The organism is Corynebacterium suedekumii, from assembly GCF_030252185.1.
Taxonomy (GTDB): Bacteria; Actinomycetota; Actinomycetes; order Mycobacteriales; family Mycobacteriaceae; genus Corynebacterium; species Corynebacterium suedekumii.
In genome coordinates, this window is the sequence record NZ_CP126970.1 from 505,426 (window position 1) to 526,039 (window position 20,614).

Genomic DNA, 20,614 nt, shown 5'->3' on the forward strand with positions numbered 1-20,614 from the left:
GTTCCCGGCCCGGCGTCGTTTTTTCTGACTGTTTAGAAGCGGATGCCCAGGTTGCCCAGGGCGTCTCGCAGCCAGTTGACAACGGGGGCGAGAATCTCGGGCACCGGGAAGGTCTGGCTGCCGATGCTCACGGTGTTGCCCTGGGCCTGGGCGGGAGCCTGTCCGGGGGCGGGGGCCTGAACCTGCTGGCCGCCCTGCTGGACGGGAACCGGGGCCTGGCCGTTCTGGGCGGCGGGGGCGGTTGCACCTCCCCCGATGAGGCCGCAGCGGTGGGCGGCTTCGTCGACACGTGCGAGCACGTCGCGGATTTCGCCGCCGCGCGGATGGAAGTTGGCGGCCAGCAGCGCCTGGCTGCGCTTACTCTGGTAATCGCCGGCGTCGGTCCAGTAGTTGTTTGCCTGCTGGCAGGAGATCTGGCCGGCGGGGATGGCCGCGAGGTAGGTGTCCACGACGTCCGCGTGGGCGACGGCGGGAGCGGCGGCAACGAGACCCGCGACGGCGAGGGTGGTCATGGTGTTACGGAACTTGCGCATGGCCACCATGAAACCTCACGCCGGGGAATCTCACACTCCCACCCTAATAATCTTCTACGGGTCCACGGCGGCTCAGACCAAGGTTATGAGGCCAAAACAGGTTGCAATGACTGTCGGGACCGCGCCGTCGACGAATGCGGCGAGCCAGTTCCACGGTTCGGGCGAGGCGCGGGTCGTGTCGGTGGGGCTGGCCAACTCGGTCACCCTGACGATCCGCGAACGCCGCCATGACCATGCACTTCTGCGGAACATTGGGGAGGGCACCGCGGGGCGCTCGTCCGCACCGGTCCCGTCGGGCTTTCCGCGGCCCCACCGACCCGGGGAAGCCGCCCCGGGGAAGACTGGCGCAACGGGCCGGGACCGGCCGCCGGAAAACACACCCGTACGCAATGTATACGGGGTATTTTGGTGATGGAGGTACTACTCGTAGACAACTTCATCCATGATGAGGTGAAAATCACATCCCACATTGCTTTGATCATTGAGCCCCTCGGAGTTCAATAAAAGATGTTATCTTCCGCTGGAAATGGAGCAGCCATGACGATCCAGAACATCGTTTCCCATCTCGACACCACCAGAAGCGCCCGCTAAGAGCTGTACAAGGAATTCCACCGAATCCCGGAGCTCTCCCTCCAGGAACACAAGACCTCGGCGAAGATCCGGGGAGAGCTCGACCGCATCGGCGTCGACGAGCTCAACACGGTCGGCAGGACCGGCCTGGTCGCCATCCTCCGCAACGGTGACGGCCCCGTTGTCGCGATGCGCGCCGACATCGACGGGCTACCCATGGCCGAGCAGTCCGGCAAGGACTACTCCGCCGAGGGAGTGACCCAAGTCGACGAGAACACCGGCGTGGAAACGCCGGTCGCGCACACCTGCGGCCACGATGTACACATCATGTCCCTGCTCGGCGCCCTCGAGGCCCTGGCCGCCGCCCGCGGAGAGTGGTCCGGCACCTTCGTTGGCGTCTTCCAGCCGGCCGAGGAGATCGCGGCCGGCGCCCAGGACATGGTGGACAACGACATCGCCGCCAAGATGCCCACCCCGGACGTCTAACTGGGCCAGCACGTGCTCGGGATGGTCCCGGGCGGGGCCGTCGGCACCCGCCGCGGCCCGCTGTTCTCCCAGGCGGCCTCGATCAAGATCACCATCTACGGCAAGGGCTCCCACGGCGCGATGCCCAACCTCGGCGTCGACCCGATCGTCCTGGGCGCATCCATCGTCACCCGCCTGCAGACCATCATCTCCCGCGAGGTCGCGCCCAAGGAGACCGCGGTGGTGACCGTCGGCTCCTTCCACGCCGGCACGAAATCCAACATCATTCCGGATTCGGCGATCCTGCTGCTCAACACACGCGCCTACAACGCCGAGGTCAGCGCCTCGCTGCACGAGGCGATCGAGAGGATCGTCAAGGCGGAGTGCGAAGCCTCCCGCAGCCCGCGGGAGCCGGAGTTCGAGTACTTCGACGTCTACCCGCTGACCAACAACGACGACGACGTGACGGACACTGTCGCCGCCGCCTTCGACGACTTCTTCGGCGAGAACTCCGTCGAGATGGGTCCCGTGCCCGCCTCCGAGGACTTCTCCGTCATCCCGGATTCCCTGGGCGTGCCGTACACCTTCTGGGGCCTCGGCGGGTTCGCCGACACCGCGACCGCGCCCGGCAACCACTCCCCCTTCTTCGCACCCGACATCCAGCCCACACTCGACCGCGGCGCTGAAGCCATCATCGTCGCCGCGTCCCCGTGGCTCCTGAAGGAGAACTGAGCATGACCACCACGACCACACCAGTCAGGACCGATTTCAAGGGCAACGACGCCTCCCTCTTCGGCATCGTCCTCGCGGTCATCACCTTCTGGCTCTTCGCCCAGACGACAATGAACATCGGCCCCCTCATGGCCGACGACATCGGCATGCCGATGGAGGTGATGAACATCGCGATTTCGCTGTCCGCCCTGTTCTCCGGCATGTTCATCGTCATGTGGGGCGGCTTCGGCGACAAGTTCGGCCTGAAGAAGATCGCCACCCTCGGCAATGTCTTCGGCATCATCGGCTCCCTGCTCATCGCCTTCGCCTTCAGCGAGGCCGCCTCCGGCATGGTTGTCACCGGCCGCGTGCTCCAGGGCCTGTCGGCCGGCGCCATCATGCCGACCACCATGGCGCTGCTCAAAGTGTACTGGGAGGGTCCCGCCCGCCAGCGCGCCGTGTCCATGTGGTCCATCGGTTCCTGGGGCGGCTCCGGCCTGACCGCCATCTTCGGCGGTTTCATGGCCTCCACCGCCCTGGGCTGGCGCTCGATCTTCATCATCAGCGCAGTCGTCTCCGTCCTCTCGATCATCCTCATGCGCCAGATCCCCGAGGCGGCGCCGGGCGCGGGCAAGCCCGGCCGGACCGACTGGATAGGCATCATCTCCCTGGCGGTCGCTCTGGCGTCCCTGCTCATCGTCGTCACCCAGGGTTCCTCCATCGGCTGGACCAGCTGGATCACCTGGGCCCTGCTGGCGGTTTTCCTCGCCGCGTTCGGCGTCTTCATCAACCAGGAACGCAACACCGGCACCCCCTTCGTCGACTTCGCGCTGTTCAAGAACACCGTGTTCACCGGCGCGACGATCTCGAACTTCCTCATCAACGGCACCGCCGGCGCCCTCACCGTCTCCCTCTGGGTCCTGCAGGGCGCAGGCAACATGTCGGCCGCCGAGGCGGGCTACCTGACCCTCGGCTACGCCATCTTCATCATCGCGTTCATCCGCGTGGGTGAGAAACTGCTGCAGAAGTTCGGTCCGCGGAAGCCGATGATCTGGGGAACCCTCATCGTGCTGGTCTCCATCGCACTGCTCATGGCCACCAACACCATGCAGGGCACCTACCAGATCCTCGCGGTGATCTCGTACTCCCTGTTCGGCCTGGGACTGGCGTTCTACGCCACTCCCTCGACAGACGCCGCACTGTCCAACCTGCCCAACGACCAGGTCGGCTCGGGCTCCGGTATCTACAAGATGGCCTCGTCCCTGGGCGCCGCTTTCGGCGTCGCCGCGTCCGCAGCCATCTTCACCGCGCTCCAGACCTCCGGCCTCGACATCGTCGGTGCGGCTATCGATTTCTCCGGCCGACAGGACAATGTGGCGGTCCGTGAAGCCGGCTTCGTCGGCCTCGCCTTCAATGCCCTGATGGCGATCGCCGCCCTCATCTCCATCACCTTCTTCATCCCCAAGGGCAAGAAGGCCGAGGCGGAAGCCTAGACTTCGGCGAGCTCCGGGCAATGACCGCCGCTGCGGGAATCACCTCCCGGGCAGCGGTCATTGTGGTTCGTCGCCCGACAACCATAAGGAATGCCAATGTCAACGCCCACCGCAGACACCGGCCCCACCGGCGCGGACCGTGAGTTCACAGGCACGAACCCGACCCTGCTCGGCCTGGTCCTGGCCGTCCTGACCTTCTGGTTGTTCGCCCAGTCGGCGCTCAACATCGGCCCCGTCATGGCCGGCGACACCGGCATACCGCAACCGCTGATGAACACCGCCATTTCCCTGGCAGCGCTGTTCGCCGGAATGTTCGTCGTCATCGCCGGCGGTTTCGGCGACCGGTACGGCCGGGTACGGTTCCTCACGATCGGGCTCGTCATCAACATCGTCGGTTCCCTGCTCGTGGCCGGAGCGTTCAGCGACCTGTCGGCGGTGATGATGCTGCTGGGCCGTGCGCTGCAGGGCCTGGCCGCGGCGTTCATCATGCCCACCTCTCTCGCGCTGGTGAAGACCTACTGGCAGGGTAAGGACCGCCAACGCGCCGTGTCGATGTGGTCGATCGGCACCTTCGGCGGGTCCGGGCTCGCAGCCCTGGTCGGTGGTTGGCTCACCGGCACTGTGGTCGGCTGGCGCGGGCTGTTCGTGCTCAGCGCGGCCGTGGCCGTCGCCGCGATAATCCTCATCCGGCCACTGCCGGAGTCCCGGCCCGCCGCGGGGCTGGAGCGCAGGCTCGATGTCGCGGGCATCGCCAGCTTCCTCGTCGCCCTCCTGTCCGCCCAGGTGGTGGCCACCCAGGGATCCTCCCTCGGTTGGGCCCACCCGATCATCCTCACGCTGGCAGCTGTCGCCGCCGCCGCGCTGATCGTCTTCTTCCGGGTCGAGTCCGGTAATCCGGATGCCTTCATCGACTTCCGGCTCTTCCGCAGCCGCTCCTTCTCCGGTGCCGTGCTGGCGAATTTCCTCATGAACTCCTGCGTGGGTGTGATGACGGTGGCGCTGTGGATGCTGCAGCAGGCGGGAGGCCTCTCCGCCGCCGACGCCGGTTACGTCACCCTCGGCTACGCCGTGTGCGTCATCGCCTTCATCCGCGTGGGCGAGAAGATGCTGCAGAAGCTCGGCCCCCGCAAGCCCATGGCGTTGGGCGCCGCGACGATGCTGGTGGCCATCAGTTTCCTCATGTTCACCAACCTCTACCAGACCTCCTACATCATCATGGCCGCGATCGGTTTCTCCCTGTTCGGGCTGGGACTGGCCTTCTTCGCCACCCCGGCGACGGACACCGCCCTCTCCTCGCTCCCGGACGAGTACGCCGGTTCCGGCGCGGGACTGTTCAAGATGGCTTCTTCCCTTGGCGCGGCCTTCGGTCTCGCGGGTTCCACCGCCATCTTCACCGCGCTGGAGGAGACCGGGGTGCCTGCCCTGCGGGAGCTGATCCCCTTCGTGGGCGTGCAGTACAATGTGGCGTTACGCGAGGCAGGCATGGTGGGCATCGGATTCAATGCCCTCCTGGCTTTCATCGCCCTCGTCGCCATCCTCGTCGTCGTGCCCCGCCAGAAGCGGCCGGCCGACCAGATCGCCGTCGATTCCCCCACGACCCACAAGAGTTGAGGCTCACCGTGCACACTCTCATCGCCGCCCACCCCCTCGCGGCGTTGTCACCGCTCGAGGTCCACAAACTCTACAAGCTGCGGGTGGACATCTTCGTCCACGAGCAGCGCTGCCCGTACGCGGAGATCGACGACGTGGACGCGGATCCGGACACCGTCCATCTGCTGGCCTGGGACGTCGCCGGGCGGCAGCTACTGGGGACTGCACGGGTCTTCCCCGACGGCGCCCGGCTGCGGCTGGGACGGGTGTGCGTGACGCCGTCGGCGCGGGGCACGGGACTGTCCGGACAGCTCGTTGAAGCAGCGACCGGGCTGGCCGAGGGCCGGGACGTGGTCCTGGACGCCCAGGTCCCGCTGGTGGAGTTCTACCGCGGGTTCGGGTTCGAGCCCGTCGGCGACGTCTTCGACGACGAGGGAATCCTGCATCAGCCGATGCTGCGGGTCGCCGCCTCCGAGGCCTGAGCCGCCCGGCTGCGGGCGCTGTCAACGGTTTCTGCGGTGACCAGGACCATGGCCCGCTCGTCGCGGTAGAGGCGGACGTCGGCCTCCGGAACCGCGAGAGCGGCGGCGAGGTCGTTGACCGGCCCGTAGAGCATCGTGCAGGCGCCCGGGGAGACGAGCGTGGTGTCGATGGGCAGCCCGAGGACCGCCCGTGCATGGAGGTCGTACTGCGAGAAACGCTGGGAACTCAGCGTCACCGTCGCCACGTCGTGCGGGCGGGGGGTGACCCCGGAAAAGTACACGTCGTCGCCGGACACGAACATCTCTACCGCGAAGACACCCCGGCCGCCGAGCGCATTGGAGATCCGCGCGGCCATGGAGCGGGCGTTGTCCAGCGCGGCGGGGCTCAGGGCCGTCGGCTGCCAGGATTCGAGCAGCCGACCGTCGTGGTTGATGTGGCCGATCGGCTCGCAGAACCAGGTGGCCAGTTTGCCGGTGGCCGGGTCGACGGAGCGCACGGCCAGGAGCGTGATCTCGGAGTCGAAATCGACGAAACGTTCGACCATCACGTCGTCGCCGTCGCCGCGCGCGTTGTCCCACGCCGCGTCGACTTCCCCTTCTCCGCGAATGACGGTGTGCCCGGGCCCAGCGGAGAAGGTCGCCGGCTTGACGATGCAGGGCAGGCCGAGGTCCGCGACCGCCTGATCGAAGTCCGCCCGGTTGTCCACGAAGCGGTATGCCGTCGTCGGCAGCCCCAGATCCTGGTTGGCGGTGTGCCGCAGCGTGTCGCGGGCGGCGGCGAGCTCGCAGCCGTGCGCGGAGGGTACGACGACGACATCGCCCGCAGCCTCCAGCTCAGCCAGGACCTCCACGGCGGTGTTCTCGATCATGGGGAGGATGAAGTCCGGGTGGTGCTCGTCGACGAGCGCCCGGAGCCCCTCCGGGTCGCGGGCGGCGTCGTTGTCCGCGGTACGGACCTCGACGCCGAGCCGGCGGAAGGCCACGGCGAGTTCCTCGGCGAACTCCCCGCTCCCGAGGAACAGTGCGCTGGTCGGTGGCATAGGCACTGAGTTAATCCGCCAGGACGTCGTGGCGCACGATCGTCTGGTCGCGGCCGGGGCCGACGCCGATGTAGGAGATGCGGCAGCCGGAGAGCGCCTCCAGGCGCAGGACGTAGTCCTGGGCCTTCTGCGGCAGCTCCTCGAAGGTGGTGCAGCCGGTGATGTCCTCGTCCCAGGCGGGCATGGTCTCGAAGATCGGCTCCGCGTGGTGGAACTGGGACTGGGTGAGCGGCATCTCGTCGAAACGCTCCCCGTCGACGTCGTAGGCCACGCAGATCGGGATCTCGCCGATGCCGGTGAGCACGTCCAGCTTGGTCAGGAAGTAGTCGGTGAAACCGTTGACGCGGGAGGCGTAGCGGGCGATCACCGAGTCGTACCAGCCGCAGCGACGCTTGCGGCCGGTATTCACGCCAATTTCGCCGCCGACGGTCTGCAGGTACTCACCCCACTTGTCGAAAAGCTCCGTCGGGAACGGGCCGGCGCCGACGCGGGTGGTATACGCCTTGATGATGCCCAGGCTGGTGGTGATGCGGGTCGGACCGATGCCCGCACCCACGCTGGCGCCGCCGGCGGTCGGGTTGGAGGAGGTGACGAACGGGTAGGTGCCGTGGTCGACGTCGAGCATCGTGGCCTGACCGCCCTCCATGAGGACGCGCTTGCCCTCGTCGAGGGCTTTGTTGAGCATGTACTCCGCGTCGACGACCATCGGGCGCAGGCGGTCCGCGTAGGACAGGAAGTACGTGACGATCTCCTCCGGGTCGATCGCCTTGCGGTTGTACATCTTCACCAGGACCTGGTTCTTGATGTCGAGAGCGGAGGTGACCTTCTGCCGCAGGATCGACTCGTCGAAGATGTCCTGCACGCGGATGCCCACGCGGGAGACCTTGTCGGCGTAGGTCGGGCCGATGCCGCGACCGGTGGTGCCGATGGCCCGCTTGCCCAGGAAACGCTCCTGCACGCGGTCCATGACCTGGTGGTACGGGGCCACGAGGTGGGCGTTGGCGGAGATCTTCAGCCGGGACGCGTCGGCGCCGCGGGCCTCGAGTCCGTCGATCTCCTCGAAGAGCGCCTCGAGGTTGATCACCACGCCGTTGCCCAGGATCGGGACGGCGTTCTCGGAGAGCACACCGGCGGGAAGGAGCTTGAGCTCGTACTTCTCGCCGCCGACGACGACGGTGTGGCCGGCGTTGTTACCGCCGTTGGGCTTGACCACGTAGTCGACCAGGCCGCCGAGAATATCCGTGGCCTTGCCCTTGCCCTCGTCGCCCCACTGGGCACCGACAATCACGATTGCAGCCATTTGTTTGCGTCACTTCCGCTCATTCGTCGACAACTCCAGGCCGTATGCAGCCGTGGCCGGAGGTTGATTCTACTCCCTACTCTCTCCGGCGTACTATCACACCTCATGCGAGTGCTTTACCTGCGCTGCGGGGACGCCTCCCCGCCCGCCCCTGCCGGTGTGGAGACCCACACGCTTGACGACGTCCCCTCCCGCCGCGCACTGCGCTTCCTCGACGAGGCCACCACCCAGATCCTGCCCGAGGATCCCACCCCCTCCCTCGACGAGATCGCCGCCCGGCCCGACGTCGCCCATCTGGGCACCCCCGGCCCGGCCCCGCAGGCACCGCACCTGCCCGAGCGGCTCCGCGTCATCGTCGCCGGAACGGATGCCGCCCTGTCCGCCGTGCTCACCCGCCTCATGCGGGCCGACCATCTCTGGGCGGAGGTCGGCTTCGTGCCCTCGTCGTCTGATTCCACGGCGGCCCGGAACTGGGGGCTGCCCACATCCGGCGAGGCGGCGCTGGAGCTGGCGATGACCGGGACGGTGCGCCCCGTCCCCCTCATCCGCACCGACGCCGGCGTGGCCGTCGCCGGTTCCGCCACCATCACCGACTGGGAGACCCCGGAAATCACCGGCGAGATCATCGTCGACGATGACGTCCTCGTGCGCCACGAAGGTGCCGGGGGTGTCGTCGGCGCGCGCCTGGTCCCCATGCTCGACGCCCCGGGCATCGTCGCCGGCCGGACCGTGCTGCCCCCGGCCGGATGGCGGGAGCGGATCACCACCTGGCCGGTGCTCCGCCGATTCTCCCGCGGGCAGGCGCGGACGCCGAAGGTGGACCCGGACACCCTGTTCACCGGCCGTGCCGTACAGGCAGGCGGCCCGGCCCTGGGCGTCACCGTCGACGGGGTACGTCACCCGCGCGCCCTGGAACGGGTCACCTTCTACCGCCATCTGCGCGATCTGCAGGTCGTGCGCCCCTGAGCATCCGCTGCCCGGCGTCCGACGGCGACGGCGGGCGACGCCGGGCCTCGGGAAAATGACCGCCCGCACCCCCGTGTGATAAAGCTCACATTCGGCGATTTTTAATAAATCTGAGACTTCATGTTCGACACATGCAATCTTCGACATGTCGTCTTTCCGCGCCCGGACCCCGCCGACCGATCGTGTCCGCAATACCCAGCGCATCACACATGAGCCTGGTCAGACAGTGTGACTCCCACCACGGCCACGACGGGCCACCACCGCGGTCCGGGACAAAACCAGCCATTGTAGGGATCTCGCCGACGACGTCAAGGAGAGTCAGGAAGAAATTACTTGATTCGTCAACCTTCGGCTGGGCACTCCGCCCCACCCCCGCAGATTTCCCTACCGTCGATGGAGCAACGCCACTTAAGACAAACCCACGCTTCCTCCCCGGCAACCGGCTGTTGCTCGACCGCCACACGGAGGGGGCAACAATCTTGAGAGGACACATCATGGTTAACCGCAACGTCCAGGATCTGACCAACGCCACCGCCTACGACAAGAACGGCGACAAGCTGGGCTCCGTCAAGGAGGTCTACATCAACGACGCCACCGGCCAGCCGGACTTCGTCGAGGTCGGCCACGGTCTCTTCGGCATGAGCTCCAGCCTGGTGCCGCTGCGCGGCCACCGTCTCGACGGCGAGGACCTCCGCCTGGCCTTCACCAAGGACCGCATCGAGGATGCCCCGAACATCGACGACGATGCCCACCTGTCCGAGAACGACCAGGACACCATGTACCGCCACTACGGCATCGAGGGCACGGAGAACGTCGAGACCTACGACTCCGACCGCCGCAACTGGGACCGCGACGACCGCCTCCGCGATGACCGCACCGCCGCCGCAGGCACCGCTGGTGCCGCCGGTACCGTCGGCGCCGCCGGGACCGTGGCCGACGGCTTCGACGCCCGCGATGACCGTGACTTCGTCGATGCTGACCGCAACCGCATCGACCGCGATGTCACCGACCGTGACCGCGACCTCACCGACGGCGACTCCATCGTCCGTTCCGAGGAGCGCCTCAACGTGGACAAGGACCGCGTCGAGACCGGCCAGGCCCGTCTGCGCAAGTACGTCGTCCACGACACCGAGACCGTCGAGGTCCCGGTCGAGCGCGAAGAGGTGCGCATCGAGCGCAACCCGATCGACGCTGACGACGCCCGCGCACACCGCGGTGGCCAGCTCGGCGACGACGAGGCTTCCGTGACCCTCCACGAGGAGCGCGTCAACGTCAGCAAGGAGACCGTCCCGGTCGAGGAGGTCCGCCTGGACAAGCAGACCGTCCGCGACACCGAGACCGTCCGTGAGGACGTCGCCCACGAGGAGATCGAGGTCGACGGCGCAGGCCGCAACGTCGCCGACCGTGACCGCGACCTGCTCGACGACAAGGATCGCCCGGTCACCGACCGCGACGGCCGCAAGAACCTCTAAGGTTCCGCAGCCCGTCCGGTAACCACCGGCAACAGAAGGCCCCCGGCGTCTGACCACCACGGTCAGACCCCGGGGGCTCTGTCATCTCCCGACCTCAGTCGTCGTCCTCGTGGATCCCCGGCCACCGTTCGTGCGGGTAGGCCGGGGTCTCCGATGTCGGGGCGAGGGCGGACATGGCGGATTCCCGCGACCAGCCGCAGACCTCGAGGAGGTCGACGGTGATGGACCGGGACTGGGCGAGGATGACGTACTCGGAGAGCACGCCGTTCTCCCGGATGGCGGACATGTCGGCGCTGGCGGCGAGGATCTGCAGGCGCCGGACCAGGCCGGGGATCTGGGTGGCCTCCACGGCGTCCGCCTCCCCGTCGAACAGGTCGGACAGGGAGGCGGCGATGTCCGCGAGCTCGTCGACGATGTTGACCAGGCGGGTGCTCACCCGGTCGCCGTCATCACAGAGGACCAGCGCACGGCGGGCGAGCACGCGGGCGTTGCGCATGGTCTGCTCGACGGCGGGCAGGATCCGTTCCAGCGACCGGACGCGGCGGCGGGCACCCCACATCAGCGGGGACAGGCTCGTCATCTCGCGGCCCACCTTGGCGGCCGCGAGCATGTTGTTGATGTCGGGCTGGGTGTTGTGGACGGCGTGGATGGCCCGGTCGAGCTCCCCCGATTCGCCCTTGTCCAGGGCGGTGGCCACGTCATCGAGGACGGAGGAGGCGATGCCGAGGAGTTTGGCCACCTCGTGGCGCCCGGAGTTCAGGGGTGAGGACGGGAGCAGGGCGATGGTGGCCAGGCCGATGATCGCGCCGATGATGGCGTCGAGCATGCGGGCGGGCCCGCCGCCCTCGGTGCCCGGCGGCATGATCGTGGCGATGAGGATGGCGCCGATGGCCACCTGGTTGCTCACCAGGGGTGACTTGGAGGCGAAGGAGGCGACCAGCAGGGAGATGCCGACGATGATGGAGATCTGCCACACGCCCGGCCCGAGGTAGAGGACGAGGAGGTCACCGAGGCCGACACCGATGGTGCAGCCCATGGCGAGTTCGACGGCGCGTCTGATGCGGTCGCCACCGGAGAGCCCGAGGATGATGACCACGGTGATGGGGGCGAAGAAGGGGGAGTCGTGGCCGAAGACGGCCTGCGCCACCCAGTAGGCCAGGCCGGCACCGACGGCGGCCTGCAGGATCGCCAGCCAGCGTTTGCGGACGCGGCGGGCACGCGACTCCAGGGATCCCTCAATCTGCCGGAGGCGTTCGAGGGTGCCGATTCTCAGTTTCGCCATGAATCACAACCTACCCGGGAACGCGGACAACCCCGCACGAGGCGGGGTTGAGCAGCGGAGAAGGGGTGTTACTTGGAGACGGACTTGCCCACGGAGTGGAGGTCCTGGCACGCCTCGACGACGCGCTCGGACATGCCCTGCTCGGCCTTCTTGAGGTAGGAACGCGGGTCATAGACCTTCTTGTTGCCCACCTCGCCGTCGATCTTGAGGACGCCATTGTAGTTCTCGAACATGTGGCTCACGATCGGGCGGGTGAACGCGTACTGGGTGTCGGTGTCCACGTTCATCTTGATGACGCCGTAGCGCAGCGCCTCCTCGATCTTCTCCTTCTCGGAGCCGGAGCCGCCGTGGAAGACGAAGTCGAACGGCAGGTCGTTCTCGCCGAGGCCGAGCTTCTTACGCGCAACCTGCTGGCCCTCGAGGAGGACCTCCGGGCGCAGCTTGACGTTGCCCGGCTTGTACACGCCGTGGACGTTGCCGAAGGTGGCGGCCAGCAGGTAGCGGCCGTTCTCACCGGTGCCGATGGCGTCAATGGTCTTCTCGAAGTCCTCGGCGGTGGTGTAGAGGTTGGCGCCGGCCTTGGCCTCGACACCGTCCTCCTCGCCGCCGACGACACCGATCTCGATCTCGAGGACGATCTGGGCCTTCCGGGCCTTCTCCAGCAGTTCCTGGGCGATCTCGAGGTTCTCGTCGATCGGCACGGCGGAACCGTCCCACATGTGGGACTGGAACAGGGGCAGCTCGCCGCGGTTGACGCGCTCCTGGGAGATCTCGATGAGCGGGCGGACGTACTCGTCGAGCACCTCCTTCTGGCAGTGGTCGGTGTGGAGTGCGACGTTGACGCCGTAGTGCTTGGCGGCCTCGTGCGCGAAGGCGGCGAGTGCGACGGCACCGGCGACCTTGTTCTTCACGTTCAGGCCCGAGCCGAACTCGGCGCCGCCGGTGGAGAACTGGATGATGCCGTCCGACTCCGCGTCGGCGAAGCCCTTGAGAGCGGCGTTGATGGTCTCCGAAGAGGTGCAGTTGATGGCCGGGAAGGCGTAACCGCCCTGCTTGGCCTTGTCGAGCATCTCGGCGTAGACCTCGGGAGTTGCGATAGGCATAGAGAGTTCCTCCGGGTTGTCGGTAGTGTCACCGTCCAGTATGCCCGCGTTCGCTCCCGCTCGCCGTGCTTATCGACGCCACGACTCCCCCGCCCGTGTCACCCCACCGTAGGGCCGGTGTCACCGGCCACCCGCGCCGCAGCCTCGAGCAGCATCCAGCCGGAGAGCTGGACGGAGAGGTCGCGTTCGTCGATGCGGATGACGCCGATGGCCTCCGGGAGGGTCGACGGGGCGAGGCCGTAGTTGTGGGGCAGGCGGGCGTCGGCGGTCCAGTCGGTGGCGAACACCGGCAGGCCGTCGACCTCGAGGCGGCGATTCCACACGGAGTGGGCGGAGGCGGTGACCAGGCGGGCGGCGATCTTCTTCACGGCCCGGTTGGCGGGGCTGTCGGCGGGCAGCCGGACCGCGACGTCGGCGAGGTAACGCACGAGGATGCCCTTGAACAGGCCGCCGTCACCGTCACCGGTGTCCCAGTCGATGACGCCGGCCGGGGTGGCCATGTGGACGGCGACGGCCTGGACGAGTCCGCGGATGCGGGTGAGGTAGATCATGGCCTCGTCGGCACGCTCGGCGTCGTGGACGTCGACGATCTCGTCGGTATGGTCGAAGCCGGCCTGCTCGCGCAGTGCCAGGGAGATCTCGAGGCAGGCGCCCAGCGCCACACCCTGGCAGTAGGGGTGGAGGTTCTCCACGATCTCAGGGCCGTGCATGCGCATGCGCAGCCCGTCCATCATGAGGCCGTCGTCGTTGAGCAGGTGGTCGAACATCCAGTCGGTGACCTTGCGTGCCTCGGCCAGTCGGCCGGTGCGCGCCATCATGATCGCGGCGGGCCCGTTCGAGGGCACGTTGTAGAAGGTCTCCCCGTCCGCCAGGGCAGGACGCCGGTGAGGGAGTCGATGCCGGCGACGATGTTCTCCTCCAGCGGTGCCAGCGCCTTGGTCGGCGAGACCTTGTCCAGGTGCCCGGCCCGGTCCATGGCGAGTGCGAGCCAGGCCTTGTCGTCGTAGTAGTTGTTCTTGGTCAGCTTCGACAGGTTGCGGATCCGGATGCCGGTGATGGTGTCGCGGATGCGGGTGCGGCGGGCGCGGGTGGCGCGGCGGAGGGCGGCGTCGACCTGGCAGTCGAGGTAGTGGGCCTGCCACCAGTAGTGCCAGTGGACGAAGAGTCCTTCCTTGGTGGTCGGCGGCCAGCTCACCACGGCGAGATTGGTGCGGGGAATGCCCCACAGCCGCGTCGCGTGGCGTTCGTTGATGGCGGATTCCGCCAGATCGGCGCGGTGCGCCCATTTCTCCTGCACAGTTGTCCTGTCGTCGTGGCCGAGATGAGTGTTACCCCATCGTAATCATGCTCACCAGGCCTGCGTGAGATCGCCGTGCTGGCGGATCCAGGCGTGCATGGCGATACCCGCCGCCACACCCGCGTTGATCGAGCGGGTGGAGCCGAACTGCGCGATGGAGCAGGTCATCAGCGCCCCGTCGGCGGCCTCCGGGGAGATACCCGGCCCCTCCTGCCCGAAGAGCAGGAGGCATTCCCGCGGCAGCTCGACGGTCTCCAGGGGGACGGATCCCGGGGTGTTGTCGATGGCCACGACCGTCAGGTCGTTGCGGATCGCCCACACGAGCAGCGAGTGGACGTCCGGGTGGTGCATGAGGTGCTGGTAGCGGTCGGTGACCATGGCGCCCCGGCGGTTCCAGCGGCGGCGGCCGACGATGTGGACGGTGTCGACGGCGAAGGCGTTGGCGGTGCGGACGACGGTGCCGATGTTGGCGTCGTTCTCGAAGTTCTCGATCGCGATGTGCAGCGGGTGCCGGCGGGTGTCGATGTCCGCGACGATCGCCTCGCGGGTCCAGTAGCGGTAGGCGTCGACGACGTTGCGGGTGTCACCCTCGGCGAGGAGGGCGGCGTCGTAACGCGGGTCGGTGGGGTGCTCCCCCTCCCAGGGACCGACACCGTGCCGTCCCTCACCCCACTCGGTGGGGCCTTTAAGCGAGTCCAAGATCGTCCAGGCCCAGCAGGAAGCGGTACTCGAGGCCCTCGGCGCGGATGACCTCGTCGGCGCCGGTCGCGCGGTCGACGACGGTGGCCACGCCGACGACATCAGCGCCGATCTCGCGCAGCGCGGCGACGGCGGTGAGCGGGGAGTTACCGGTGGTGGTGGTGTCCTCGACGACGAGGACCTTCTTCCCCACGACGTCCGGCCCCTCGACGCGGCGCTGCATGCCGTGCTTCTTGGCCTCCTTGCGGACGACGAAGGCGTCGATGTCCCGGCCGTCGGCGTGCATGACGGCGATGGCCACCGGATCGGCGCCGAGGGTGAGGCCGCCGACGGCGACATAGTCCCAATCAGCGGTGAGCTCGCGCAGCAGCTGCCCGATGAGGCGGGAGGCACGGTGGTGCAGCGTCGCGCGGCGCAGGTCGACGTAGTAGTCGGCCTCCTTGCCCGAGGACAGGGTCACCTTCCCGTGGACGATGGCCAGCTCCTTGACCAGCTCGGCGAGCTCGGCCAGGGCGGCGGTGTCGACATCGGTTCGGGTCATGGCGGGCTCCTGTGGTCGGGGTGGGGTCGTAGTTAAAGGTTAGTGGGTCGGGTCGTCGAAGATCGACGGGCCCTTCCTCAGGTCCCGCGGCATCCGGGTGCCGGGCACGTCCCCGGGGTGATCGCGGCGCCCCTCACCGATCGCGTCGACGTCGTCGGTGCCCACCTCGCGGGGCTCGACGACGCCACGGGCCACCGGCAGGACCCGCGACGGCAGATCGAGGGGTTCCTCGGGGCGCTGGACCAGGGGACGTTCCCCCTCATCGACGCCGGTGGAGCGGACGATCTCCAGCACGCTCACCCCGGTGACCCCGGGCGGCGGCATGTGCCGGGTGGGGTCGAGTCCGTCGAGGTTGAGCACCTGCGCCGTGGTGGATTTCGGTGGGAGGGCACGGGCGGCGTCGGCAAGCAGGGCGAGCGGGGCGAGCATCGCCTCCCAGTCCTCGGCGTGCGAGCCGCGGTCCGTCTGCGCGAGCACCCAGTCGGACTCCATCCACACGGCGGTGACGATCCCGGGCATGACCTCGAGCGCGGTGGACACGCGTTCCTCCACCAGCCGCTGCGCGACACCGGTGTCGGTGGCGAAGATGGTGAAGTCACCGACCCGCAGCGCCTCGATGAGATCCTCGGAGGACTCCGCCAGCGACATATCCCCACGACGCAGATCGACGACGACGTCCGACGCCGCGCCACGACGCATCGCCATGACGTTGACGCCGCCGAGATCCATGAGCACCATCTCGTGGCCGTAGGCCTGACCACTGACGATGTCGCGGGCGGCCGCGCCGGTGGCCGCCGCCCCGCGGGACCACTCGTCGTTGAGGTAATCGTCGGTGCGTGCGAAATCGAAACCCTTCTCCTCCGCCCAGGCGCGCCGCTCCCGGCGCAGCGCACCCGGCATGGCGAGACCGTGTCGACGCCGCTCCGGTGCTGCTTCCGAGGTGCCCTCGGCGTCCGGCTGTGGTTCCGGTTCCGGCTGGGCAGCTGGCTCGATGATCGACGCAGGCTCAGGGTCCGGCTCAGGGTCGGGCACGGCATCCGGCACGGTCGCCGGAACCGGCTCGGGCCCATCGGTGGCGTGGCGCTTGCGGGCATCCAGACGCCACAGAGCGGCAGCCCCGACTGCGGAGGCTGCTGCGAGGAGGAATGCGAGGGTGGCCATCCCCTACGACCTTAGTGGGCGGGGCTGCCTGCCCGGGCTGACGCACCAGGTGAATCGGCTTAATCGCCGTGCTCGACGGGGTTGCGGGGGTTGGCGGACCACTGGGACCAGCCGCCGAGGAAGTGGGCGGCACCGGTCAGCCCCGCCTCCTCCATCGCTGCCAGGGCGAACGCCGAGTGGTTGCCGGAGCCCGAGTAGACGATGACGTCCGTGCCCTCGGTGACCCCGACCTCGGCGAACACGGCGCGGATCTCCTCCGGGCTGCGCATCGAGTGGTCCTCGTTCTGCAGTTCCCGGACCGGCACGTTGACGGCACCGGGGATGTGCCCGGCCTTGAGATCGAGGATCTCGCGGCGACCGGCGAAGCGGTTGCGTTCGCGGGTGTCCACGAGGATGCCGCCGTTGCGGCTGTGGTTCATGGCGTCCTCGATGGTGGCCACGGGCATCTGCCCCTCGACGACCGTCGCGTCGGAGGAGGCCGCGAAGTTGCCCGGGCCGCCGACGACCGGCAGGTCGAGCTTCTCCCAGGCGCGCAGGCCACCGTCGAGGATCTGGATGTTGTCCACCCCGGCCCAGCGGAGGATCCACCAGGCGCGGCCGGCGAGGATGCCGCGGCCCTCGTCGTAGACCACGACCCGGCCGCCCTCGGTCAGTCCCCATTTCCGGAACCAGGACTGCAGGTGGTGGGACTCGGGCAACGGGTTGCGGCCGACGTCCGAACCCGGCACACCGGCGAGTGCGGCGGCGGGGTCGCAGAACAGGGCGGTGGGCAGGTGCCCCTTCTGGTAGATCTTCAGTCCCTCCCCCTCGCCCGGGCCCCACAGGGAGGCGAGGACGGTCTGTTTGTGGCCGTGGTAGATGTCATGGACGAGATCGGACGCGGACACGAAAATGCTCATGCGGATCAGTCTAGGGGCGTAACTGAGAATGCGCTGAGCCAGGCAGTCCCATGCGCAGGAGCACTCCCCGGAGCAGGTCGCGGACCCGTTCCTCGTCGGTGTCGGGGCGTTCCAGCAGGCGCAGGACCAGCCCGTCGAGGATGAGGCGCAGCTCGACGGCGTCGAAGTCGGCCGGCCGTGTCGACCACTGCCCGAGAGCCTCGCAGAGACGGTCCAGCCCCTCACCCGCGCGCCGGCGGGAGGACACGACGTCGGCGTTGCCGGAGTGGGCGGAGAGCACGGCGAGCTGGGACAGGGCCTCCAGGCGGGTGTCGTCGCGGGTGGGGACGATCTCGATGAGCGCGTCGACGGCGACGTCCACCGGGGCACGGCCCGCGGCGAAACCCTGCTCGATGATGGCGGTGACGCGGGGCTGGGCGTGGTCCGCGCCGTCGTCGAGAAGCGCGACGAACAGGTCGTCATGGAGGGGGAAGATGTGGCGCAGGCTGCCGGTGGACATGCCCGCCTCCTCCGCGACCTTGCGGACGCTGACCTGCGCGATCCCCTCCCGGAGGATGATGCGGCGGGCGGCGTCGAGGGCCTCGGCGCGGCGTTGCTCGGCGGACTTGCGGGACATGACAGTCAGCCTAGCCCCTTGACTTCTATTACGCCCGTGCTACTCTCGGCCAGACAGAGATTAATACAGTCGTGCTAGAAAGGGTTCGTCATGATCGTCGCCGCCATCATCGCCATGGAGATCACCTTCTGGATTCTCGTCGGCCTCGGACTCCTCCTCCGCTACCCGCTGCGCCGCCCCCGCGCCGGCCTGGTGGCCTTCCTGCTCACCCCGCTTGTCGACGTCATCCTTCTCACCCTCGTCGTCCTCGACCTGCGCGCCGGTGGTCACCCCAGCTGGGCCCACACCATGGCCGCCTTCTACATCGGCTTCTCCGTCATGTTCGGCCACCGCATGATCAGCTGGGCCGACCGCACCTACCGGGTCAAGGTCCGTGGCGAGCACGTCCCCAAGCCCGTCTCCACCACCCCGGTCCGCGACGAATGGCTCTCACTGTTCCGCGCCGTCGGCGCCATCGGCATCGCCGTCATCGCCATCGAGATCGTCATCGCCTTCGCCGCCAGCCCCGACGCGTACCAGCTCCGCGGCGCCTGGGTCACCGGTGGCATCATCCTGGTGATCTGGCTGCTCACCGGCCCGGTCTGGGAGATGCTGCGCGGTGCTCAGACCCAGCCGAGCTCCCGGGCGCGGGTGTAGGCCTCGAAACGGTTCTGCGCACCGACCTTGCCCATCGCCGAGGACAGGTAGTTGCGGGTGGTGCCCGGCGCGAGGTGCGCGGCGGCGGCGATGTCCTCGACGGATCCGCCGCGGCCGGCGATCTCCAGCAGTTCGGCCTCACGGTCGGTGAGCGGGGAATCGCCGGCGGAGATGGTCATGGCGGCGAGCTCGGGGTCGAGGTGCCGGCGGCCGGCGTGGACCGCTCGGATGGCGGCGGCGAAGTCCTCGGACGTCGATGTCTTGGGCAGGAAGCCGAGGATCCCGGAGGCCAGCGCGCGGCGGAGCTGGCGGGGACGGGCGTGGCTGGTGACGATGAGCGCGCCTGTCCCCGGCGTGAGTTCGGCGACTGCCAGGGCAGTGTCGATGCCGTCGATACCGCCGAGCTGCAGGTCACAGACGCACACGTCCGGCAGGTCACCGCCGGTGGTCTGCTGACGGCGCCACCAGTCGAGCAGCTCCTCCCCCGAGGCGCAGACGACGTCGACGGCGAGGTCCTCCTCCAGCCCGAGGAGGGTTCCCAGGGACTGGGCGACGAGCGATTCGTCGTCAACGATGGCGATGCGGATCATGACAGTCCCTCCAGGGTCACAGTGAAGTCCCCGTCGCCGTGCTCGACGGTGAGGTGGGCGCCGAGGTCGGCGGCGCGGCGTCGCAAAGCGGCGAGACCACCGAGCTTATCGACGCCCCCTCGCCCACCGTCATTGCGCACCCGCACCCGCGTGGGGCTCAGCGTCAACGCCACCGCGGTGGCGTCGGCATGGCGCAGGACATTGGTGGTGGTCTCGCGGACGAACCAGGCGGCCAGCTCACGGGCCGACTCCGGCACGTCGACGCTGTGGCCCGTGACATGCAGCTCCACCCCGGCGTCACGGAGCAGGGCGCGGGCCCCCTCGATCTCCGTGGCCAGGTTGATGGACCGGTAGCCCTGGACCACCTCCCGCATCTCGGACAGGGTGGTGCCGGTGAGGGCGCGGAGATCGGCGAGTTCGGTGAGCAGGCGGTCATCGCCCCGCTCGGCGAACTTCTGCGCCAGCTCCGCCTTGATGGACATCGCCGCCAGATGCTGACCGAGGGTGTCGTGCAGCTCCTGGGCGAAACGCAGCCGCTCCTCGCTCACCTTGAGGTCCGCCTCCAACCGGCGGGCGCGATCCGATTCCAGCATGAGCCCGGCCGTCCACACCGACAACGCAGTGAGCCCCACGAAGAAGACGGGCGACAACGTGAAATAGATGCTGCCAGCATTCGTCCCCATGGTGCGCAACAACGACCCGCCGACGATCACGGTCACCGCGAACGCCACCCACCAGCGGTGCGGCAGGAAGGGGATGAACGCCACCGAGACGTTCATGGTCAGCCCCATGATGATGAAGGCGCTGCCGATGAGAATGCCGTCGGAGACGTCGAGGTACTGCGGGACCAGGCAGACAGCCAGCACGAGAAGGTGCCCCGCCAGCCCGGCGAGGAAGAGACCACGGGTGTCGGGCCGGGGCTGATCAGTGAGCTCCTCCCGCACCTGGATCGCCGCGACAGCGGACACCGCCGACACGACCAGAACCACGGCACCGGTCCAGTGCAGCCAGCCCGGAACATCCGGGGAGCTGACCAGCGCCACCAGAAAGAGGAACGGCAGGAACACCACCGACAGCTGGAGGCTCAGCCGCGTGTACCACAGGAACTTCCCGGCCGTGCCCAGCTGACGCCAGGTACGGACGGGGTGGGGGAAGGTGTCGATCACGC

18 protein-coding genes and 2 pseudogenes are annotated in these 20,614 nt (G+C 68.3%); 7 read left to right on the forward strand and 13 right to left on the reverse strand.

The window, feature by feature from the left end; translation table 11 throughout:
* Positions 1–32 precede the first annotated feature (32 nt).
* Positions 33–533, reverse strand: coding sequence for a hypothetical protein (locus tag QP029_RS02560; protein WP_284875312.1), 501 nt, complete (start codon positions 531–533; stop codon positions 33–35).
* A 594-nt stretch (positions 534–1,127) separates the two neighbouring features.
* Here QP029_RS02560 and QP029_RS02565 point away from each other — a divergent pair.
* From QP029_RS02565 to QP029_RS02580, 4 genes and pseudogenes are all read left to right on the forward strand, one after another.
* A pseudogene (locus QP029_RS02565) lies at positions 1,128–2,300 on the forward strand (amidohydrolase).
* 2 nt (positions 2,301–2,302) lie between these two features.
* Positions 2,303–3,772 carry an MFS transporter gene (locus QP029_RS02570; RefSeq protein ID WP_284875313.1) on the forward strand — a complete coding sequence of 490 codons (1,470 nt, stop codon included), beginning with the start codon at positions 2,303–2,305 and terminating at the stop codon, positions 3,770–3,772.
* Positions 3,773–3,868: 96 nt separating this feature from the next.
* Entirely contained in the window at positions 3,869–5,383 is a 1,515-nt protein-coding gene (locus QP029_RS02575) for an MFS transporter (protein WP_284875314.1), read from the forward strand.
* 8 nt (positions 5,384–5,391) lie between these two features.
* Positions 5,392–5,844, forward strand: coding sequence for a GNAT family N-acetyltransferase (locus QP029_RS02580; RefSeq protein ID WP_284875315.1), 453 nt, complete (start codon positions 5,392–5,394; stop codon positions 5,842–5,844).
* On the opposite strand, the gene purT is transcribed toward QP029_RS02580, so the two are convergent.
* Together purT and QP029_RS02590 are read right to left on the reverse strand one after the other, a co-directional pair.
* Positions 5,808–6,884 (reverse strand): formate-dependent phosphoribosylglycinamide formyltransferase, encoded by a 1,077-nt coding sequence (gene purT / locus QP029_RS02585; protein ID WP_284875316.1) that lies wholly within the window; start codon positions 6,882–6,884, stop codon positions 5,808–5,810. The two genes, QP029_RS02580 and purT, sit on opposite strands and share 37 nt — an antisense overlap.
* A gap of 10 nt (positions 6,885–6,894) precedes the next feature.
* Positions 6,895–8,184: an adenylosuccinate synthase gene (locus tag QP029_RS02590; RefSeq protein ID WP_284875317.1), complete on the reverse strand. Its 1,290-nt coding sequence runs from the start codon at positions 8,182–8,184 to the stop codon at positions 6,895–6,897.
* A gap of 105 nt (positions 8,185–8,289) precedes the next feature.
* Here QP029_RS02590 and QP029_RS02595 point away from each other — a divergent pair, with 105 nt between their 5' ends.
* Positions 8,290–9,150, forward strand: coding sequence for a diacylglycerol kinase catalytic domain-containing protein (locus QP029_RS02595; RefSeq protein ID WP_284875318.1), 861 nt, complete (start codon positions 8,290–8,292; stop codon positions 9,148–9,150).
* A gap of 494 nt (positions 9,151–9,644) precedes the next feature.
* The gene (locus QP029_RS02600) at positions 9,645–10,622 is read left to right on the forward strand and encodes a PRC and DUF2382 domain-containing protein (RefSeq protein WP_284875319.1); all 978 of its coding nucleotides are present in this window, start codon (positions 9,645–9,647) and stop codon (positions 10,620–10,622) included.
* 94 nt (positions 10,623–10,716) lie between these two features.
* On the opposite strand, the gene QP029_RS02605 is transcribed toward QP029_RS02600, so the two are convergent.
* From QP029_RS02605 to QP029_RS02640, 8 genes and pseudogenes are all read right to left on the reverse strand, one after another.
* Positions 10,717–11,904, reverse strand: coding sequence for an FUSC family protein (locus tag QP029_RS02605; protein ID WP_284875320.1), 1,188 nt, complete (start codon positions 11,902–11,904; stop codon positions 10,717–10,719).
* 68 nt (positions 11,905–11,972) lie between these two features.
* Positions 11,973–13,007 carry a class II fructose-bisphosphate aldolase gene (gene fbaA / locus QP029_RS02610; protein ID WP_284875321.1) on the reverse strand — a complete coding sequence of 345 codons (1,035 nt, stop codon included), beginning with the start codon at positions 13,005–13,007 and terminating at the stop codon, positions 11,973–11,975.
* A gap of 98 nt (positions 13,008–13,105) precedes the next feature.
* A pseudogene (locus QP029_RS02615) lies at positions 13,106–14,304 on the reverse strand (glycoside hydrolase family 76 protein).
* A 51-nt stretch (positions 14,305–14,355) separates the two neighbouring features.
* On the reverse strand, positions 14,356–15,003 hold the full coding sequence (locus tag QP029_RS02620) for a TrmH family RNA methyltransferase (RefSeq protein WP_284875322.1): 648 nt from the start codon (positions 15,001–15,003) through the stop codon (positions 14,356–14,358).
* On the reverse strand, positions 14,990–15,544 hold the full coding sequence (gene pyrE / locus QP029_RS02625) for an orotate phosphoribosyltransferase (RefSeq protein ID WP_284875323.1): 555 nt from the start codon (positions 15,542–15,544) through the stop codon (positions 14,990–14,992). Before pyrE ends, QP029_RS02620 begins: the two co-directional genes overlap by 14 nt.
* Before the next feature lie 39 nt (positions 15,545–15,583).
* The gene (locus QP029_RS02630; RefSeq protein ID WP_284875324.1) at positions 15,584–16,705 is read right to left on the reverse strand and encodes a type III secretion system chaperone family protein; all 1,122 of its coding nucleotides are present in this window, start codon (positions 16,703–16,705) and stop codon (positions 15,584–15,586) included.
* A gap of 59 nt (positions 16,706–16,764) precedes the next feature.
* A complete protein-coding gene (locus QP029_RS02635; protein WP_284875325.1) occupies positions 16,765–17,604 on the reverse strand; it encodes a sulfurtransferase in 840 nt (279 codons plus the stop codon).
* A gap of 10 nt (positions 17,605–17,614) precedes the next feature.
* Positions 17,615–18,220, reverse strand: a complete 606-nt coding sequence (locus QP029_RS02640) for a TetR/AcrR family transcriptional regulator (protein ID WP_284875326.1) — start codon at positions 18,218–18,220, stop codon at positions 17,615–17,617.
* Between the two features lie 90 nt (positions 18,221–18,310).
* Between QP029_RS02640 and QP029_RS02645 the strand changes: the two genes are divergently transcribed.
* Positions 18,311–18,856 carry a hypothetical protein gene (locus QP029_RS02645; protein ID WP_284875327.1) on the forward strand — a complete coding sequence of 182 codons (546 nt, stop codon included), beginning with the start codon at positions 18,311–18,313 and terminating at the stop codon, positions 18,854–18,856.
* Here the strand turns inward: QP029_RS02645 and QP029_RS02650 are convergent.
* Both QP029_RS02650 and QP029_RS02655 read right to left on the reverse strand, forming a co-directional pair.
* The gene (locus tag QP029_RS02650) at positions 18,823–19,446 is read right to left on the reverse strand and encodes a response regulator transcription factor (protein WP_284875328.1); all 624 of its coding nucleotides are present in this window, start codon (positions 19,444–19,446) and stop codon (positions 18,823–18,825) included. The two genes, QP029_RS02645 and QP029_RS02650, sit on opposite strands and share 34 nt — an antisense overlap.
* The gene (locus QP029_RS02655) at positions 19,443–20,612 is read right to left on the reverse strand and encodes a sensor histidine kinase (RefSeq protein ID WP_284875329.1); all 1,170 of its coding nucleotides are present in this window, start codon (positions 20,610–20,612) and stop codon (positions 19,443–19,445) included. The genes QP029_RS02650 and QP029_RS02655 overlap by 4 nt, the downstream gene beginning before the upstream one ends.
* Positions 20,613–20,614: the final 2 nt, after the last annotated feature.

Bases quoted from the DNA above. Each gene is read 5' to 3' on its own strand.
- QP029_RS02560 (WP_284875312.1), bottom strand. From the start codon at position 533: ATGCGCAAGTTCCGTAACACCATGACCACCCTCGCCGTCGCGGGTCTC.
- QP029_RS02570 (WP_284875313.1), top strand. From the start codon at position 2,303: ATGACCACCACGACCACACCAGTCAGGACCGATTTCAAGGGCAACGAC.
- QP029_RS02575 (WP_284875314.1), top strand. From the start codon at position 3,869: ATGTCAACGCCCACCGCAGACACCGGCCCCACCGGCGCGGACCGTGAG.
- purT (WP_284875316.1), bottom strand. From the start codon at position 6,884: ATGCCACCGACCAGCGCACTGTTCCTCGGGAGCGGGGAGTTCGCCGAG.
- QP029_RS02590 (WP_284875317.1), bottom strand. From the start codon at position 8,184: ATGGCTGCAATCGTGATTGTCGGTGCCCAGTGGGGCGACGAGGGCAAG.
- QP029_RS02595 (WP_284875318.1), top strand. From the start codon at position 8,290: ATGCGAGTGCTTTACCTGCGCTGCGGGGACGCCTCCCCGCCCGCCCCT.
- QP029_RS02600 (WP_284875319.1), top strand. From the start codon at position 9,645: ATGGTTAACCGCAACGTCCAGGATCTGACCAACGCCACCGCCTACGAC.
- QP029_RS02605 (WP_284875320.1), bottom strand. From the start codon at position 11,904: ATGGCGAAACTGAGAATCGGCACCCTCGAACGCCTCCGGCAGATTGAG.
- fbaA (WP_284875321.1), bottom strand. From the start codon at position 13,007: ATGCCTATCGCAACTCCCGAGGTCTACGCCGAGATGCTCGACAAGGCC.
- pyrE (WP_284875323.1), bottom strand. From the start codon at position 15,544: ATGACCCGAACCGATGTCGACACCGCCGCCCTGGCCGAGCTCGCCGAG.
- QP029_RS02630 (WP_284875324.1), bottom strand. From the start codon at position 16,705: ATGGCCACCCTCGCATTCCTCCTCGCAGCAGCCTCCGCAGTCGGGGCT.
- QP029_RS02635 (WP_284875325.1), bottom strand. From the start codon at position 17,604: ATGAGCATTTTCGTGTCCGCGTCCGATCTCGTCCATGACATCTACCAC.
- QP029_RS02640 (WP_284875326.1), bottom strand. From the start codon at position 18,220: ATGTCCCGCAAGTCCGCCGAGCAACGCCGCGCCGAGGCCCTCGACGCC.
- QP029_RS02645 (WP_284875327.1), top strand. From the start codon at position 18,311: ATGATCGTCGCCGCCATCATCGCCATGGAGATCACCTTCTGGATTCTC.
- QP029_RS02650 (WP_284875328.1), bottom strand. From the start codon at position 19,446: ATGATCCGCATCGCCATCGTTGACGACGAATCGCTCGTCGCCCAGTCC.